General features: G+C 58.0%; 19 protein-coding genes. 12 read left to right on the top strand and 7 right to left on the bottom strand.

What is annotated here, in order from left to right; translation table 11 throughout:
- Nucleotides 1-5: 5 nt before the first annotated feature.
- Genes ACTJKM_RS32245 through ACTJKM_RS32235 form a run of 3 tightly spaced genes read right to left on the bottom strand, consistent with a single transcriptional unit; the run spans nt 6 to nt 2,279 of the window.
- Nucleotides 6-674, bottom strand: coding sequence for an amino acid ABC transporter permease (locus ACTJKM_RS32245; protein WP_058328425.1), 669 nt, complete (start codon nt 672-674; stop codon nt 6-8).
- 46 nt (nt 675-720) lie between these two features.
- Nucleotides 721-1,542: a sugar phosphate isomerase/epimerase family protein gene (locus tag ACTJKM_RS32240; protein WP_058328426.1), complete on the bottom strand. Its 822-nt coding sequence runs from the start codon at nt 1,540-1,542 to the stop codon at nt 721-723.
- Nucleotides 1,542-2,279 carry a GntR family transcriptional regulator gene (locus tag ACTJKM_RS32235; protein ID WP_014766263.1) on the bottom strand — a complete coding sequence of 246 codons (738 nt, stop codon included), beginning with the start codon at nt 2,277-2,279 and terminating at the stop codon, nt 1,542-1,544. Before ACTJKM_RS32235 ends, ACTJKM_RS32240 begins: the two co-directional genes overlap by 1 nt.
- A 254-nt stretch (nt 2,280-2,533) precedes the next feature.
- Between ACTJKM_RS32235 and ACTJKM_RS32230 the strand changes: the two genes are divergently transcribed.
- From ACTJKM_RS32230 to ACTJKM_RS32205, 6 genes are all read left to right on the top strand, one after another.
- The gene (locus ACTJKM_RS32230; protein ID WP_058328427.1) at nt 2,534-3,427 is read left to right on the top strand and encodes an intradiol ring-cleavage dioxygenase; all 894 of its coding nucleotides are present in this window, start codon (nt 2,534-2,536) and stop codon (nt 3,425-3,427) included.
- A 25-nt stretch (nt 3,428-3,452) separates the two neighbouring features.
- Nucleotides 3,453-4,235, top strand: coding sequence for a fumarylacetoacetate hydrolase family protein (locus ACTJKM_RS32225; protein WP_058328428.1), 783 nt, complete (start codon nt 3,453-3,455; stop codon nt 4,233-4,235).
- Nucleotides 4,236-4,243: 8 nt separating this feature from the next.
- On the top strand, nt 4,244-5,035 hold the full coding sequence (hpaI, locus tag ACTJKM_RS32220) for a 4-hydroxy-2-oxoheptanedioate aldolase (RefSeq protein WP_058328429.1): 792 nt from the start codon (nt 4,244-4,246) through the stop codon (nt 5,033-5,035).
- Complete coding sequence (locus ACTJKM_RS32215) at nt 5,022-5,705, top strand: transporter substrate-binding domain-containing protein (protein WP_058328430.1); 684 nt, start codon at nt 5,022-5,024, stop codon at nt 5,703-5,705. The genes hpaI and ACTJKM_RS32215 overlap by 14 nt, the downstream gene beginning before the upstream one ends.
- A 305-nt stretch (nt 5,706-6,010) precedes the next feature.
- Nucleotides 6,011-7,003: an ornithine cyclodeaminase family protein gene (locus ACTJKM_RS32210; protein WP_440661615.1), complete on the top strand. Its 993-nt coding sequence runs from the start codon at nt 6,011-6,013 to the stop codon at nt 7,001-7,003.
- Nucleotides 7,003-7,980 carry a threonine/serine dehydratase gene (locus tag ACTJKM_RS32205; protein WP_197423486.1) on the top strand — a complete coding sequence of 326 codons (978 nt, stop codon included), beginning with the start codon at nt 7,003-7,005 and terminating at the stop codon, nt 7,978-7,980. The genes ACTJKM_RS32210 and ACTJKM_RS32205 overlap by 1 nt, the downstream gene beginning before the upstream one ends.
- Nucleotides 7,981-8,311: 331 nt before the next feature.
- On the opposite strand, the gene ACTJKM_RS32200 is transcribed toward ACTJKM_RS32205, so the two are convergent.
- Entirely contained in the window at nt 8,312-9,046 is a 735-nt protein-coding gene (locus tag ACTJKM_RS32200; protein WP_058328431.1) for a phosphotransferase, read from the bottom strand.
- A gap of 307 nt (nt 9,047-9,353) precedes the next feature.
- Complete coding sequence (locus tag ACTJKM_RS32195) at nt 9,354-10,250, bottom strand: LysR family transcriptional regulator (protein WP_058328432.1); 897 nt, start codon at nt 10,248-10,250, stop codon at nt 9,354-9,356.
- Nucleotides 10,251-10,388: 138 nt separating this feature from the next.
- Between ACTJKM_RS32195 and ACTJKM_RS32190 the strand changes: the two genes are divergently transcribed.
- Together ACTJKM_RS32190 and ACTJKM_RS32185 are read left to right on the top strand one after the other, a co-directional pair.
- Complete coding sequence (locus ACTJKM_RS32190; protein ID WP_058328433.1) at nt 10,389-11,360, top strand: MBL fold metallo-hydrolase; 972 nt, start codon at nt 10,389-10,391, stop codon at nt 11,358-11,360.
- Between the two features lie 35 nt (nt 11,361-11,395).
- Entirely contained in the window at nt 11,396-11,968 is a 573-nt protein-coding gene (locus ACTJKM_RS32185; protein WP_058328434.1) for a pyridoxamine 5'-phosphate oxidase family protein, read from the top strand.
- Nucleotides 11,969-12,022: 54 nt separating this feature from the next.
- On the opposite strand, the gene ACTJKM_RS32180 is transcribed toward ACTJKM_RS32185, so the two are convergent.
- Nucleotides 12,023-12,583, bottom strand: coding sequence for a hypothetical protein (locus ACTJKM_RS32180; RefSeq protein WP_058328435.1), 561 nt, complete (start codon nt 12,581-12,583; stop codon nt 12,023-12,025).
- A gap of 4 nt (nt 12,584-12,587) precedes the next feature.
- The gene (locus tag ACTJKM_RS32175) at nt 12,588-13,277 is read right to left on the bottom strand and encodes a hypothetical protein (RefSeq protein ID WP_440661646.1); all 690 of its coding nucleotides are present in this window, start codon (nt 13,275-13,277) and stop codon (nt 12,588-12,590) included.
- Between ACTJKM_RS32175 and tnpA the strand changes: the two genes are divergently transcribed.
- The 4 genes from tnpA to ACTJKM_RS32155 all read left to right on the top strand — a co-directional run bounded on the left by tnpA (nt 13,161) and on the right by ACTJKM_RS32155 (nt 15,801).
- The gene (gene tnpA, locus ACTJKM_RS32170) at nt 13,161-13,514 is read left to right on the top strand and encodes an IS66-like element accessory protein TnpA (RefSeq protein ID WP_440660025.1); all 354 of its coding nucleotides are present in this window, start codon (nt 13,161-13,163) and stop codon (nt 13,512-13,514) included. The two genes, ACTJKM_RS32175 and tnpA, sit on opposite strands and share 117 nt — an antisense overlap.
- A complete protein-coding gene (tnpB, locus tag ACTJKM_RS32165; RefSeq protein ID WP_018240454.1) occupies nt 13,511-13,858 on the top strand; it encodes an IS66 family insertion sequence element accessory protein TnpB in 348 nt (115 codons plus the stop codon). Before tnpA ends, tnpB begins: the two co-directional genes overlap by 4 nt.
- A 72-nt stretch (nt 13,859-13,930) precedes the next feature.
- Nucleotides 13,931-15,496, top strand: coding sequence for an IS66 family transposase (gene tnpC / locus ACTJKM_RS32160; protein ID WP_440660024.1), 1,566 nt, complete (start codon nt 13,931-13,933; stop codon nt 15,494-15,496).
- The gene (locus ACTJKM_RS32155) at nt 15,496-15,801 is read left to right on the top strand and encodes a hypothetical protein (RefSeq protein WP_440660022.1); all 306 of its coding nucleotides are present in this window, start codon (nt 15,496-15,498) and stop codon (nt 15,799-15,801) included. Before tnpC ends, ACTJKM_RS32155 begins: the two co-directional genes overlap by 1 nt.
- The last annotated feature ends 45 nt before the right edge of the window (nt 15,802-15,846 follow it).

Raw genomic sequence — 15,846 nt, 5'->3', positions numbered from 1 at the left:
GCCTCCTATCGCGTCGGGTAGTTGAAGTAGTGGCGAGAAATGAGGGCAAAGAGGCCCATCATCAGGGTCGAAATAACCAGGTAGATAGCGGTTACCGTGAAATAGACTTCGAAGCTGCGGAAGGTGTCAGACTCAATGCGCTGAGCGGCCGAGGTCAGTTCGTAGGCGGCGATTGACGTGCAGACAGACGTTGTCAGTGTCAGCATGATGAACTGGCTTGTGAGCGAGGGATAAATCGCCCGCAGTGCCGGCTTGAGCACGATGAGCCGGAAGACGTCCGCCTTGTGCAGTCCAAGTGCGAAACCTGCCTCGATCTGGCCGCGCGACACGCTCTCGACCCCGCCTCGGATGATCTCGATTGCGTACGCCCCACCATTGATGCCGAGGGCAAAGATCGCCGTAACGGTCGGATTGAGGCGGATGCCCATGAGAGGGAGGGCAAAGTATATGAAGAAGATCTGCACGAGGAATGGCGTATTACGAACGACCTCGACGAAGACGATCACGGGGGTGCGCGTGATCTCGCTCTTGGAAGTCCTTGCAACAACGCCCAGGATTCCGATGACGAGTGCGAGGAGCATCCCAGCCAACGCAAGGCCAAGCGTTCCAAGCGAACCCCATAGCAATTCCGGGGCGCGGTCGAGGACCGCACCGAAATCAAACGTATAAGTCATGTAAGATTTCCTCCCTCCGACCGGCGTACGCCGCGTCGGCGCCGAATCAATGATCCGGTTTCAAAATCCCCAATGCGCTGTCATGCAGATGTTTTAGATGTGCCTCCGGGGCCACCGGCCCGACGAGTGGCACTTCAACCGAGATAGCAGCGCCGTATTCGGTTCCCGCCCAGAGGTCCTTCAATGGCAATTCGCCTTCTCCAGGAGCGAGCCTGCCGCTTCTCGCCTCGGCGATCATTGCGTCCGATGTTTTGGGAGCAGGCCCGCGGACGTCGCAAAGCTGGACGTGTTTTACCTTCCCTGCATTTGCGCGAAGCTCGTCGATCGAGGCTCCGTTTCGGAAGAAGTGAATCCCGTCAACAAGGACACCGACGTTCTCTGCTCCGCAGGAATTCACGACCGCTACGCTGTCGCGAAAGGTTCTTACCGTCCGCCAGCCCATGTTTTCGATGTCGACTGACATGCCATATCGCGCCGCGAGGGCGCAAAACTCAGAAAGGTTTGTGGCAAGACGGCCGCCGTCTCGATCATCGCCGCAAACGCTCAGCCGGCAGGCCCCTATGTTCGCAGCGGCTGCCACGGTCGCCTCATGGGAGGCCGCAACGAAGCTCTCGTCGATCACGAAGAACTCGATATCGAACACCTTGATGCCTTCGCCATCGGCAACTGTCTTGAACTCCTGGGCACTCTGGCTGCCCACAGGCAACTCGTAGAAAGGGGCTCCGGGAAAGGCGGGGTGCAGACGCAGGCCTATCGACGCAAAACCCGCCCGAGCAGCTATCACGGCGAATTCCTTGGGCGGCAGCGCGATGGATGAAAAATGCGCCACGCCCAGTTCAAGCCCCGGTCTTGGCGTCGCGACGGTCATCACAAGATCCCCTTTGTCGCGAGGTGATTGCGCAGATTGGTTCCCGTGCGGTGAATATGCTGACGCAACATATCGCACGAATAGTCCAGATCCCGCGCGACGGCTCCCTGAGCAATCTCACTGTGCTCTTGGCTAACGTTGCGGTCACCCGACGTGCGGGTCAGAAACACCCGGCGATAACGGTCGTTGAGATTAAGAAGCAGTCTGCAGAAATGGAGCAGGATCGGCTTCCCGCAGCCAGAGATGAGTGTCAGATGAAATTCGCGGTGGAGCTCTTCCCAGCGCTCCAGTGTCTCTGGCCGAGCCGCGTCGCGCTCGGTGCGGTTAAGGCGATGCAGCGCGCGCATGACGTTGCCCTCCCACTCCACATCGCCGAGCCGCATGGACTCGCGAAGCGCAAAGACTTCAAACTCTTCGCGCAGGGTGGTGATCTCTTCCAGATTGGCCAAGGAAATTGATGAAACGCGGTAGCCGCGATTGTCCTCGAACTCCACTAGGCCGTCCGATATCAGCCGCGCCAACCCTTCACGCAGCGGACTGAGGCTTACGTTGAACGTCTTGCGCGCCTTGTCGAGATTGATCTTGCTGCCGGCCTGAAGCTCGCCGGAGATGATCGCCTCACGAAGACGGGATGCAAGCTGGCTCCCAATTGTGTTTTTGCCGTCGTCAAGAAATCCAGAAGACGATGGGGCATCTTCTGTCGTCGGAGCAAATGCGCCGTCGTCATCCGGTACCATTGTTCCTCCCAAGGCTCCCCGAACTAATTGTCGATGATCGATACAATAAACGATTATTCGTGTCAACGTGAGAGCTCTGAAATCTGCAAAAAGTCGAGCCTCAGCTAACTTTGTGCGATTAATATGTATTGGAATCAATGGACTACCATGGCCATATCCTGTTTCTCTCGGCTATTGGCGCCGCCAAGAATGTACGGCGACCTTGACAGATAATCGATTATTTGGATAGTCGAGGAAATCGGGAGGTAGCCCACATGGTGATCAAAACTGAAAGCGATCTGACGCCAGCCGTCCTCGCTGTGATGAATCGCACTGAAGACCCCCGCCTGCGAGAAATCCTCGTCGCGATGGTCAAGCATCTTCATGCCTTCGTGCGCGAGGTTCGACTGACGGAGGTCGAGTTTCGGGAGGCGACAGCCATGCTGAATGAGATCGGGAAGCTGCATACTGATCACCACAACGAGTTTGTGCTGATGGCCGGTTCTCTTGGCGTGTCTTCACTTGTCTGCCTGCTGAACAATGGCGACAGAGGACAGACTGAGACCTCCCAGTCGCTGTTGGGCCCATTCTGGCGCCTCAACTCTCCGCGAGTCGAAAATGGCGGAACGATTATCCGATCCGAGACGCCGGGCACTCCCTTGTTCGTGCATGCCAAGGTCGTTGACCGCGACGGTAAGCCAATTGCCGGCGCCGAAGTGGATGTGTGGCATGCATCTCCCGTCGGTCTTTATGAAAACCAGGACCCGGACCAGGCCGAGATGAACTTGCGCGGCAAATTCATGACCGACGAGCAAGGTCGGTTCTGGTTCAGGACCGTCAAGATGGTCGGGTATCCCATACCGGTCGATGGCGTGGTCGGACGCTTGCTCAAAGCTCAGGGACGTCATCCGTACCGACCGGCGCACCTGCATGCACTGATCTTCAAGCACGGATACAAGACGCTGATTTCCCAGGTCTTCGACCCCAGCGACCCGAACATCGACTCCGATGTTCAGTTCGGTGTCACGGCGGCCCTGACCGGCGACTTCATTCGCCATGAGGAGCCCCATCCGACCGAAACGGATATTCCTGGTCCATGGTTCTCGCTCGACTACACCTATGTCATGGAACCCGGCGAAGCAGTTTTGCCGCGTCCCCCGATCAAATAAATTCACTATCAGCAGAGCAAACGATATGATCACCGAAGAAGAACGCCGGGCCGCGGCAGACGCGCTGCTCAAAGCTGAAATCGAGCGGAAGCCGATCATACAGCCAAGCGAGACCTACCCGGACCTCGAACTCGAGGACGCCTACCGGATTCAGGCTTTGTGGGCGGAGGCGAGGGTGGCCAAGGGCGCACGGATCGTGGGGCATAAGATCGGCCTGACGTCACGCGCAATGCAGATGGCTTCGAAAATGACGGAGCCGGACTACGGCTGCATTCTTGACGATGCTCTCTACAACGACGGAGCGCAGATCAGGGCTGACTTGTTTATCAAGCCGCGCCTCGAGGTCGAGCTGGCCTTTGTTATGGGTGAGGATCTCGTCGGGCCCGGCACCAGGATCTATGACGTCATGCGTGCGACCGAGTTCGTTGTCCCGGCGCTCGAGATTATCGACTACCGGACCGAAGTCCCTCGAGCGATCACCGATACCATTGCGGACAACGCGGCTTTCGGCGCCCTCGTCGTTGGCGGCCGTATAATTCGCCCGATGGACATTGATATCCGTTGGGTCGGAGCGACTCTTTCCAAGAACGGCATCATCGAGGAGTCGGGCGTGTCGGCGGCGATCATGGGACATCCGGCAGCCGGCATCGCGTGGCTGGTCAACAAACTTCATGCTGTGGGCGGTGGCCTGAAGAAGGGACAAATAGTCCTGGCCGGCTCCTTCACGCGTCCTGTCGATATCGCGAAAGGTGATGTCATTCAGGCCGACTATGGCCCTGTTGGCTCCATCGGCGTGTCGTTCGTTTGAGGTGCTAGATGGAACATCCTGTCAATCGGTTCAAGCAGAAGCTTCTTGCTGGTCAAAGTCAGATCGGACTGTGGTGTGGCTTGCCGGGAAACTACGCCGCGGAAATCGTTGCGCCTTCAGGTTTCGATTGGCTCCTGTTCGACACGGAACATTCTCCGGGTGACGTTCTGACCGTCCTGCCACAATTGCAAGCGGTCGCACCATACGACGTTTCCCCAGTCGTCCGCCCGGCCATCAACGACCCCGTTCTCATCAAACGTTTCCTGGATATTGGCGTTCAGACACTGCTCATTCCTTACGTTCAGAACGCAGAAGAGGCGAAAGCCGCAGTCGCGGCCGTGCGATATCCTCCGGATGGAATTCGTGGTGTTTCTGCCCTGACGCGCGCCACTCGTTTCGGGCGAGTTGCGAACTATGCGCAAAATGCGGAACGGGAAATTTGCCTGTTGCTACAAGTCGAGACGCGGGAAGCGCTTGGCAACCTGGAGGCGATTGCCTCTGTAGAGGGAGTGGATGGCGTATTCGTAGGACCGGCAGACCTGGCAGCGAGTTTCGGACACAGGGGCCAACCGAGCCACCCGGAGGTGGTCGATGCAATTGTCGACGCGATTGAACGTCTGAAATCGTTGGGCAAACCTGCGGGCATTCTTACCCCCGATGAGAAGTTCGCGGCACGGTGCATCTCGCTGGGAACACTATTTACTGCTGTTGGTGTCGATGTCGCTGTCCTGGCAAGGGGATCGGAAGCACTGGCGGCACGATTTGCATCTCACGGAGCGCACCACGATGCCGCAACGTGATGAGCTCCTCACTGAAATCGCACCGACGGGAGTCATCAGAGCGGCGGTCAACATGTCGAATGCCGCACTTGTCCAACTCGATCCAGTGACAGGCACCCTAACAGGGCCGAGCGAGCAGATCGCGATCGAACTTGCGGCAGAACTCGACTGCGGTTTGTCGCTGGTTCAATACGGATCGGCCGCTGACATTCTTGCCGCTGCCGAAGGCAACGAGTGGGACGTTGCGTTCATTGCTTCCGATCCATCACGTGCCGACAGGTTCTCCTTCTCGCCCCCCTATACCACGGTGACCGCCAGCTTTCTGGTGTCAGACAGTAGCCCGCTGGGCAGCGTGGAGCATGTTGATGTCGAAGGGGTGCGCATTGCCGCCGCCAGAACCGCTGCGTATACAAAGCAGCTTGAGCGACAGGTTAGAAATGCAATTGTCCTCCATACCGAAAATCCCGCCTCCGCCCTGGACATGCTTGTATCCTCCCGGTGCGATGCGGCTGCGGGCTTGACCGAGTCCCTGTCACGTTTCTGCGAAGAGAATCCAGGTTTCCGCGTTGTTGAGGGGACATTCTCGAAAGTGCCTCAGGCGATCGCTGTGCATCGGAGGTGTGTTCACGCTTCAACCTTCCTGTCGGACTTCATCCAGCAGCATTGCAGTGCGGGTAAGCCGAACAACTGAAGAAGTTGGCGGGACATGGGGAGGGAGCCAGGTCGAGGGGACGCGACACGTCAAGTCCCAAATAGTCATGGAATCCTCTTCCCTCTCAAGCGTTCCCACTCGCGGCGAAGCCTACGCGCTGACGCCTAAGCTCGGAAGAACTCCTGCCGCAACTCTCTGCCAAAGCCCCTATGCGATTCAAAACAATCTGCTTCAGGTCGGGGCGAATGCGGGCGCTAGTCTCGCGGTTCGCCCGCTATGGTGAGTGCGGCACGGATCGGGCTGTGCCGATGCGTCCCATGAATCCGGCAATAGAGAGGTCATGCATGAAAACGCTGCTGCTCAAGAAGGATGAAGTAAGGCAGCTAATCGGTATGGCGGAAATCATCGGCGCGGTGGAAGAGGCTTACAAAGGCTTTAACAGTGATCAGGTGGAACAACCTGACTATATCGGAATAGATCTGCCGTCGCCTCGGGGGGAGATTGACTTCAAGCTTGGTTACTACAAAGCCAATGAAGTGATCTCCATGAAGGCGTCTTCTGGAGGGTTCATTGATAACCCGACAGCACACGGCCTGCCCAATGGCATGGCGACCATTCTCCTGTTTGATGCCAGGAGCGGTGCGCTGATTTGCATTATGGATGGAAGCTTGATCCTCGGTCTCAGAACCGGGGCGGCTGGAGCCGTTTCCGTAATGGCACTGGCAAGGAAAAATGCCAGAAGAATTACATCGATCGGGACAGGCAATCAGGCACGAATGCAAATCCGGGCGATCAACGAGATCATGAAGATCGAAGAGATCCACGCATGGGACAGTAATCCGGACACGGTTTCCAAATACAAGACGGATATCGAAAGCGAATTCGGCATTCCTGTAATCATGGCAAACTCCAAAAAAGAGGCCGTTGAGCAGGCCGATATCCTGATTACGACGACCCGCGGGAAAGGGTCGCTTGTGGAAGCGGATTGGGTGAAGCCCGGCACCCACATCGTTGCAATCGGTACAGATCAACAAGGTAAACAAGAACTGGATCCAGAGCTCTTCAGGAACGCAAAAGTAGTCGTCGACTCAATTGCGCAGTGCGCCGAAAAGGGCGAGACCTGGCACCCGCTGAATAAAAACATCATCGCCAGAGACGACATCCATGGTGAAATCGGCGAGGTATTGCTGGGAAGGAAGCCGGGACGAGAAAGTGATGATGAAATCACGATTTTCGATTCCACGGGGATGGCCATACAAGACAATACGACAGCCAGCAAAATCTATCAGAACGCCATAGCCAATAACGTCGGCACGTTCTTTCAGTTCTTTGAGTAATGACTATGCGCAACTACCCCACCATTCAGGACATCCGTGAAGCTCAGGAACGGCTGAAACCGCACGTCAAGCACACGCCGCTATTGCGTGCGGAAAAAATAGAGAAAGCCGCTGGTTGTGAGCTATATCTCAAACCGGAAACCCTGCAGATTACTGGCGCATTCAAAATCCGCGGCGCCCTGAACAAGGCTCTCTCGCTCTCGAGAGCAGAGATCGCAAACGGCATTATTGCGACGTCGTCGGGCAATCATGCCCAAGGGCTTGCTTATGCCGCCAGGATGCTGGGCGTAAAAGCGATATTGGTCGTTCCGGTCACCACGCCCAGAATCAAGATCGAAAACACAAAAGCCCTCGGGGCAGAGGTCATTCTTTTCGATGGCGACACCGCCGCCAGATGGAAAAGGGTGTATGAAATCGCTGAAGAAAACAAATACGCTACTGTTCACGCTTTCGAGGACCCCATCGTGATGGCCGGTCAGGGAACGATCGGCTGTGAAATCCTGCAGGACCTGGACGATATAGATACGGTCATCGTTCCCGTGGGCGGCGGAGGCCTAATCTCCGGAATCGCGACGGCTATCAAGGAAACGAAGCCATCGGTGCGCGTTATCGGGGCGGAGCCTGCCTTGACACCGAAGTATTTTCACAGCCGGATCAATAAGGAGCGCACATCGCTTCCCTTGAAGAACACGATTGCGGATGGCTTGAGGATAAGCGTTCCGGGTCAAAACCCGTATCCGATTATCGAAAAATATGTGGACGAGATTGTTCTCGTTGACGACGAGCACATCATCACAGGAATGCGTGCTCTTGCCAAGGATGCGAAATTGATCGCTGAACCAGCCGCCTCGATTGGCGTCGGAGCACTGTTGGCGGGCAGCATAGACGTCAAGCCCGATGAAAAAGTCTGCGCGGTGTTGTCTGGCGGGAACTGGGATCTACGCGACCTTGCCGAGATATACAATGTAGCGGGGTAATCAGTTCCACCTTCGGTCAGTTCACCACCGGCCGCAGTTAACCTTCTGCGATCCTCATCGCCAGGAATCTGCCCGTCCGGAATGCGGCCCGAAACACGTCATTCGGGGATCCGCTTGGCGACGACCGCTCTCCACCCGCTACCGCCGTCGAGAGCAGCGAAGCTAAAGGTCGTCTTCGGGCACCCGCCAATCCGCAACCGGCCCCAAAGTGGAAATGGTTTCCGCTTTGCGCCCGCATTTCGGTCGCAGTGCCCGCGGTGGCGTCTTCCCGAAAGCAGACGTCGATCAAGCTAAGCTTCGACGGCATCAATGCGCCATGAGCGGCCGTCGCTTAGACCGCTCGAACTTCGGCAAGTCGCTGTTTCGCGTATTTGTCATCCCAACAGACGGCGGCTTCCCATGCGGCCGATGCTTGCGCGGCGATGTCATACGCCCCGGCTTCCAGATCGGCAGCATTATGGGGCAAGACGAGGTCAAGGTCGGGCACGTCGATATGCGACTCATCCCAGTCGATCAGTGCGACGCGGTCCGTGGTCATGCGGATGTTGGCAGGGTTGTTGGGATTGCCGTGGACGACGCTTGTCTCACGTCCGATAAGCCGTGCCCATGCCGCGCGGCATCGAGCGACGCCATCTGGCGGCATCGCGGCAAGGTCGATCCTCGTCCCCGTCTCGGCATGCAGGAGGTCCGTCGAGGATCGCCACCCTGGGCGCTGCGGCCAGCCTTGCGTCAAACGATGCAGTTCGCGGAGGGTCTCGGCTACGCGCCGCCAGTCGCCCTCGGTCTCGGGTGGTCCGCCATGTATGTATTTCATAACCATCAGGCCATCCGCGAATAGCCGGCCGTCGACCGCCGGGATCGGCACCGGCACGCTCAGACCTTCACGGTCAAGGTGCCGGAGGAGTTCAACCTCCCACGCCAGATCAGCGTTGCTCCTGGTACCCAGACGACTGACTGCAAGTTGCCCGTGGATGTGCACGCTCCAGACGTCATTGGCAACCCCGCCAGCGAGCCGTTCTATGCGAACCGCGTCTTTACCCCACAGCTCTAGTGCTTCCCATCCCACTCGCGGCGTCCTTGATCAACCCGATTGAGACCTGGGTAAACCAAGCGCAGGAACGGGACAACGTGGATCAGCTGGGCTACGATAACGCTGTTAAGCTTGTGCGCATTAATGCGGATCGAACGGCAGCCCGGGTCCTCAGCGTCCGACTTGGCCCGGTAGCAATGCGCCCCCATTTCAGTCTTAGAGAAAGCTTTGGCTCTTAGCGGAAGACGACATGTTAGGCGCTTAAGGAAGGACGGCCGCATCTGGCAGCATTCGCACCGGTGCGCCTCACTGCCATCAACGGTGGTGCGCCTGAAGCGGGACGCTAATAAGCCAGCTGCGCGCGTAGGCTTGGGACGATCCAGTCGAGGAAGCACCGCACCTTCAGCGGCAGGGGATCGGCTGGTCCATGGATAACGTTCACAGGTAGCGGTTCCGGTGCAAAGTCCGTCAGCAATTCGTGCAGAGCACCGGAGCGCAACTGATCGGAGATCTGGTAAGACAGCACGCGGATAATGCCGATACCGGCTATTGCAGCCTGAATGGCAGCCTCCGTCGTATTGACCGCGAATTTGGGGCGCGGCTCGATGGTAAAGGCCGCGCCGTCCCGGCGGTAGCGCCATTCCGGCGCGGTCGCAAAGCCCTGAAAGCTTATGCCGTCATGCTGGCTGAGGTCTTCCGGCTGACGCGGAACGCCTCGGCGGGCAAGATAGTCGGGGCTCGCGCAGATCACCCGTCGGACGGCGCCGACGCGCGTTGCGATAAGCGCGCTGTCCGCCAAGTGTCCGATCCGCAGGGCCACATCGACGTGCTCATCTGCCAGACTTAGCTGCCGATCGGCGAGGGTCAGGCGCAGGTTGATATCGGGTTGCTGCTTCAGAAACTCCAGAGCTATTGGCAGCAGATGGCGCTCGCCGAAGGCAATCGGTGCGGTCACATGCAGCCCTCCACGCAGCGCGCCATAGTCGCCGCTGGCCTGCCGCTCGGCCGCATCCAGTTCCTCCAGAATACGACGTGACGCGGCGACGAAGCTGCGCCCCTCATCCGTCAAGGTGAGGCCGCGGCGGGTGCGCAGGACCAGGCGCACGCCAAGGCGTTTTTCAAGATCCGCGACCCTGCGGCTGACCGTGGCGAGCGGTGCATGCAATCGCCGCGATCCAGCCGAGAGGCTGCCGGCGTCCACCACCGCCAGCAGCACCGACATCGCTTCAAACCGATCCATCCAATCCTTCCGGAAATTGAGAGGAAAGTTCCTGAAATGGCAGGATACCCTATTGATTTCGGATATCCTAGCTTTTGTGTCGTGCCAAGGGGACGCCGGCCGGCTCCCCGTATTGCCAATGATCAGGAGAAAGACGTCATGCCTCAACTTTCACGTCGTGCCTTTGCCAGCGCTCTTCCTCTCGGCCTCCTCGGGGGAGGACTGATCAGTGGCGCACCGGCCCTTGCCGCCGCGCAGAATACCGCCAAAACGCCGGTCAGCATTACGCCGCTGGCGCAGATCCGCATCGGTCGCTTCGCGGTGACGGCGCTGACAGACGGGTATGCCGATATGCCCTTCGACTATTTTCCGGGACGCGCCCCGGCCGAGGTGGAGCAGGCGGCAGTCGCTCAGTTCACCGCCCGGCCGAGTGGGGTGCGGTTCCTCTTCAACCAGTATCTCATCGATGATGGCGAGCGCCGCATCCTGATCGATGCCGGTGCAGCGGGCTCGATCGGGCAGACCGGTAAACTGCCGCAGGCGCTCGGTGCGCTTGGCCTGCAGCTTGACCAGATCGACGCGGTGATCGTGACGCATATGCATCAGGACCACATGGGCGGTCTGATCGCCGGAGGCAAGAACAACTACCCCAAGGCGGAGCTCTACATCGATCGTCGCGACGTCACCCATTGGACCGACCCGGCCAAGCGCAGCGGCGCGCCCGATTATCTGCAGACCAGCTTTAAGATGGCGGAGGAGGTGGTGCGCCTCTACCCGAAACTCCAGGCGATTGACGGAGAACGCGAAATTGTGCGCGGCGTCTCAATTGTCGACCTGACCGGCCATACACCCGGCCATATCGGCGTGCGGGTCGAAGATGACGGGAAGAGCCTCATCATGGTCTCGGACATGATCTTTCCGGTCGTGCATCCGGGGGCGACCGACGTGTTCTTCCTGTTCGAGCAGGAGCGTGCAGCGGCCAAGGCGATGCGCGACCGCTTTTTCCCTCGCGCCGCTTCGGAAGGCGCACTCATCGCCGCCACGCACATGCCCTTCCCAGGGCTCGGCCGTGTCGTCGCCGACCGTGGGCAGATGCGCTGGGAGGTGGCGGACTGGGCCTTGCAGGATTGAAGTTAGCTCCGGCGGTCTAGAAAGTTAGGAATGGAATGAGCAGCAGATATCTCAGTATCGCCACGACGCCCTCCGTAGCGGCCGCACAGGAGCACTATGGCAGCGCGGAGCAGTGGGCGCGGATCGGCGCGCGCGCTCACGCAGCCGAAACTGCGCAGAGCCAGCGCCTCGGTCCGGCAGAAACGGCCTTCATCGGCGCGCGCGACGGTTTTTATCTTGCCAGTGTCTCGGAGACCGGCTGGCCCTACGTCCAGTACCGTGGTGGGCCTGCAGGCTTTCTCACCACGGTTGACGCATCGATGCTCGGCTTTGCGGATTTTCGCGGTAACCGGCAATACATCACGACAGGCAATGTCAGCGCCAATGACCGCGTCTCACTGTTTCTGATGGACTACGCGCACCGGCGGCGCCTGAAAATCTATGGTCACATGCGCGTCATCGATGCAGAAGACGATCCGGTGCTGGCGAAAAAGCTGACCGTACCCGATTATCCCGCAAGGGTGGAGCGTCTCGTCCTCATCGCGGTGGAGGCGTTCGACTGGAACTGCCCGCAGCACATTACGCCGCGCTTCACTCTGGCTGAGCTGGAGCGTTGGCGATTGGAGTAACCAGATGTTGTTTTTCCTCGGTAAAGGCTTCCAGGCCATTGACCAGCCGGATGGTCATGACCCCTCAAGGCAATAATACATGCCGGGGCGGCTTAAAAGCGTTGCAGCACGAACAATGTCGTAGGCGCTCTCGGCCGCATTCTCGAATGTCATATTGTCGTAAATGTAGGCTTCTTGGCGATACAAGGCGGCGATAAACCCGGCAAGACCGCCGCCCATCGAATGCCCTGTCAAAATCGCGTTGGCCGCAGTCGGATCTCCAGCTTCTGTGCCCGTTATTTGCTGATAGAATTGTGCGGCCAGCCAGGCTTGGTCGTTGGTTGAATGCCCAGCGCCCACAAAATAGCCATTTAGTACGTCAACGAGAATAGTACCGTCACTCTGGGGACTGGTACCGCGATACGAAATAACGGTCGGACCATCCCAGTCGTAGGAAATCGCATAGAATCCGGCGTCGATATCGAGTCGCTGATCACCCTCAGTCAAGATCGACGAGTCACGACCAATTACGGCGCTCCCTATACGGGTGCCTGTGAGTTGGAGACCCGGATTGTATCCACGGTTGTAAGAGTCTATGGACAAAATTGCCTGAAACAACTGCCGCGAAATAGTCATCGGCCTAATTCCTTGTCACAAAATCGTTTGGAGAAATCTGAAATGCGAATGGTGGCTGGACAAAAGGTCCGTTCTTCTTGAAGTCTTCCTTCATCTGCACGGACCATTTTTTGAAGAAATCCGGACCAAGGACCGCCTCTACATTGCCCTTGGTCACGGGATCGTCCGTCAGCGATATCGTGATCGCCTTCAGGCGAACGCCGGGACCAAACGTAAGGTCAAGGTGACGGGGATCGACTTCATTAATGCTCGCCGGATTGCCCACATCGTCAATTGTGGCTAGGTCCGGATAGTTGTCGGGAGACAGAACGCGTTCGTCTCGGAGCTTTTCCAGGCGAGCGAATTCGCTACGCACTTCATCGCTAGACAACACCTTCTGCCGCGGCGACCCAAACGCTTCCAAAGCTGTCTGATGATCGTACTGCCGTAGAAGTGCGAACAGGTATCTGCCCTTAAGCACCTCGTGAGCGTCCGGTGAGCGGATTTTGCTGAACGAGCCAGTTAGGCGATGTTCTGGCATTAGAACCAGCATTAGTGCTGGCACTAATATCAGATCTGAGAGGTTGGCATGGCTCGCATGGAGATCATTTCCGGCGTTGAGCGTAGGCGGCGGTGGTCGAAGGAAGCGAAGCTGGCGATATTGGCTGAAGCCGATCAACCGGGCGTTCGCATTGGTGATGTCGCTCGTCGCCATGACATTTATCCTGCGCAGATCCGTTTATGGCGGAAAGCGCTTAGCCACTTCGATGTGTCAGCAACGTTCCTTCCGGTCCACCTGGTCAACGAAGTAAGCCTCGGGCAGATGCCGGCGGCCGGCGGGGCGCCCGCGCTTATCAAGATCCAGCTACGAAATGGTCGCAGTTTGAAAGTTCCGGCGGACATTGAACGCAAGACGTTGTCATCGTTGATCGCGTGTGTTGAGGCTGCATGATCGGGCCGACAGGAAATGTGCGGGTCTACTTGGCTTGCGGGGTGACCGATATGCGGCGCGGTATCGATGGTCTGTCTGCTATGGTCGAGGCGGTGATCAAGGAAGCGCCGGGTTCCGGAGCGATCTTCGGCTTCCGTGGAAAGCGCGCCGACCGGATCAAGCTTCTATGGTGGGATGGCCAAGGGTTCTGCCTGTTTTACAAGATTCTCGAGCGCGGATACTTTCCTTGGCCGACGGCGAAAGATGGTGTTGCGCATCTGACGCAGGCTCAGTTGTCGATGCTTGTTGAGGGGATTGACTGGCGCCGACCAGCGTGGACTTCCGCCCCTGGCCGCACGGGTTAAAAGCTATATTTTACAGGCACATCCGGGGCAAAACGCTAGTGCTTTCGCTGCAAATCGGCTATGTTTTTGGGCATGAAAGCACCGCCGCTGGACAGTCAGGACGAGCTATTGGCATTGCGCGCGCTCGTCGCAGAACAGGCGGCGAAACTCAGCGCACAAGAAGCCGAAGTCATCAAACGCGACTCGATCATCGGCCTTCTGCGCGCGCAGTTGGAACTGCTCCGACATCGGCAGCACGGCGCATCCTCGGAAAAGATCGATCGGAAGATTGAGCAATTCGAGCTGATGCTCGAGGAGATCGAGGCTTCCCGCGCCGAGGCTGATGCTCGTTCCGGAAAAGGCCTGCTGCCAGATCTGGATGATACCCCCGACAAGCCGAAACGCAGACCTCTGCCGGATGGCCTTCCAACTGAAGAGCGGGTGTACACAGCGCCCTGCAGTTGCCCGACTTGTGGTGGCATGTCGTTCCTGAAGGCGGCCGACAAGGTGGTCCAGGTGATGGAGCATGTGCCGGCTTCGGTGAAGATCGTCCGGCATATCGAGAAGCGCATGGTCTGTAAGGACTGCGACACGACGGTATCGGGTGAGATGCCGAGCTTGCCGATCGAGCGAGGGAAACCTGGACCAGGACTGCTCGCACACATCATGGTCGCCAAATTTGACGATCATATCCCACTCTATCGTTTGTCCGAGATGTACGACCGGCTGGGGATAGACATCTCCCGGTCTGTCATGGCGGACTGGGTTGGCCGTGTGTCCGTTCTGCTCTCGCCCCTCATCTTGCTGATCAGAGCCCATATCGCCGCGGTCGACCGAGTACACACGGACGATACGCCGGTCGATGTTCTCGATCCAGGACGAGGAAAGACGAAGACCGGCAGGGTCTGGGTCTATGTCTTCGACGGCAGCGGCTACCAGGATCCCACGCCCGGAGCGATCGCCTATTACTATAGCCCCGACCGAAAGGGCGTGCATCCGGCTGAACACCTCGCTGACTTCAGCGGCGTAATGCATGCGGATGGCTATGCTGGCTATAGCAAGCTTTACGGCAACCAGATCATCGAAGCCGCCTGCATGGCGCATGTTCGCCGCAAGTTCCATGATGTGATCAAGCTCAAGCCATCTCCGATCGCCGACGAGGCTCTGTCGCGCATCGGTGCACTCTACGATATCGAGGATCGTATCCGCGGCATGTCTTCCGACGAGAGGCGAACACTGCGCCAGCAACACGCCAGACCCATTCTGGCGGACCTCAAGGCTTGGATTGAAACGTCGCTTTCGACGCTGCCGCAGAAACAGAAGCTTGCCGAAGCGATGCGATACGCTCTCTCGCGATGGGCAGCTTTGAGCGTCTACATTGACGATGGCCGTGTCGAAATCGATAACAACATAGCTGAGCGCGCTATGAGGCCACTCGGAATTGGAAGAAAAAATTGGCTCTTTGCTGGGTCAGACAAGGGCGGCGAGCGCATCGCCAATATCCTGACCATCATCGAAACAGCTAAACTCCATGGCCACAATCCAGAGACCTATCTGGCAGACGTCCTGACCAGGATCCAGAGCCATCCCAAGGATCGACTTGCGGAACTGCTCCCGTGGCAGTGGACTCCGGCAAAAGACCGGTACGAGGCTGCGTGATGGCACGCTCAAGGATCATCTATACCCTCAAACAGGTCGCTGAGATGATCGGCGAGAACCTCGAGTTGATCGAAGAGGTGACCGCCAACTCGGATAATATCAGCGAAGGCGAATTGCTTTATGTCCGCGACGGCAGCGAATACGGCACAAAGGGCCTGACCGAGAACGGCGTGGACGAGCTCCAGAATCTCCTCGCCGACATACGGACATGGGATGGTGGAATCCGCCAGTTTCTCGTCGATGAACAATGCGATCCGGATGTGGTCGACCGCGTAATGGCAGACGAGATGAAACGCGACCTATAATATCGGCCTCTCGACCAAGCGAAAATGCCTTCGCCGGACGCTCAC

It is taken from the genome of Ensifer sp. 22460, from assembly GCF_052044935.1.
Taxonomy (GTDB): domain Bacteria; phylum Pseudomonadota; class Alphaproteobacteria; order Rhizobiales; family Rhizobiaceae; genus Ensifer.
This window is presented reverse-complemented; position numbering and strand designations above follow the sequence as displayed.

Bases quoted from the DNA above. Each gene is read 5' to 3' on its own strand.
- ACTJKM_RS32245 (WP_058328425.1), bottom strand. From the start codon at position 674: ATGACTTATACGTTTGATTTCGGTGCGGTCCTCGACCGCGCCCCGGAA.
- ACTJKM_RS32240 (WP_058328426.1), bottom strand. From the start codon at position 1,542: ATGACCGTCGCGACGCCAAGACCGGGGCTTGAACTGGGCGTGGCGCAT.
- ACTJKM_RS32235 (WP_014766263.1), bottom strand. From the start codon at position 2,279: ATGGTACCGGATGACGACGGCGCATTTGCTCCGACGACAGAAGATGCC.
- ACTJKM_RS32230 (WP_058328427.1), top strand. From the start codon at position 2,534: ATGGTGATCAAAACTGAAAGCGATCTGACGCCAGCCGTCCTCGCTGTG.
- ACTJKM_RS32225 (WP_058328428.1), top strand. From the start codon at position 3,453: ATGATCACCGAAGAAGAACGCCGGGCCGCGGCAGACGCGCTGCTCAAA.
- hpaI (WP_058328429.1), top strand. From the start codon at position 4,244: ATGGAACATCCTGTCAATCGGTTCAAGCAGAAGCTTCTTGCTGGTCAA.
- ACTJKM_RS32215 (WP_058328430.1), top strand. From the start codon at position 5,022: ATGCCGCAACGTGATGAGCTCCTCACTGAAATCGCACCGACGGGAGTC.
- ACTJKM_RS32210 (WP_440661615.1), top strand. From the start codon at position 6,011: ATGAAAACGCTGCTGCTCAAGAAGGATGAAGTAAGGCAGCTAATCGGT.
- ACTJKM_RS32205 (WP_197423486.1), top strand. From the start codon at position 7,003: ATGACTATGCGCAACTACCCCACCATTCAGGACATCCGTGAAGCTCAG.
- ACTJKM_RS32195 (WP_058328432.1), bottom strand. From the start codon at position 10,250: ATGGATCGGTTTGAAGCGATGTCGGTGCTGCTGGCGGTGGTGGACGCC.
- ACTJKM_RS32190 (WP_058328433.1), top strand. From the start codon at position 10,389: ATGCCTCAACTTTCACGTCGTGCCTTTGCCAGCGCTCTTCCTCTCGGC.
- ACTJKM_RS32185 (WP_058328434.1), top strand. From the start codon at position 11,396: ATGAGCAGCAGATATCTCAGTATCGCCACGACGCCCTCCGTAGCGGCC.
- ACTJKM_RS32180 (WP_058328435.1), bottom strand. From the start codon at position 12,583: ATGACTATTTCGCGGCAGTTGTTTCAGGCAATTTTGTCCATAGACTCT.
- tnpA (WP_440660025.1), top strand. From the start codon at position 13,161: ATGGAGATCATTTCCGGCGTTGAGCGTAGGCGGCGGTGGTCGAAGGAA.
- ACTJKM_RS32175 (WP_440661646.1), bottom strand. From the start codon at position 13,277: ATGGCGACGAGCGACATCACCAATGCGAACGCCCGGTTGATCGGCTTC.
- tnpB (WP_018240454.1), top strand. From the start codon at position 13,511: ATGATCGGGCCGACAGGAAATGTGCGGGTCTACTTGGCTTGCGGGGTG.
- tnpC (WP_440660024.1), top strand. From the start codon at position 13,931: ATGAAAGCACCGCCGCTGGACAGTCAGGACGAGCTATTGGCATTGCGC.
- ACTJKM_RS32155 (WP_440660022.1), top strand. From the start codon at position 15,496: ATGGCACGCTCAAGGATCATCTATACCCTCAAACAGGTCGCTGAGATG.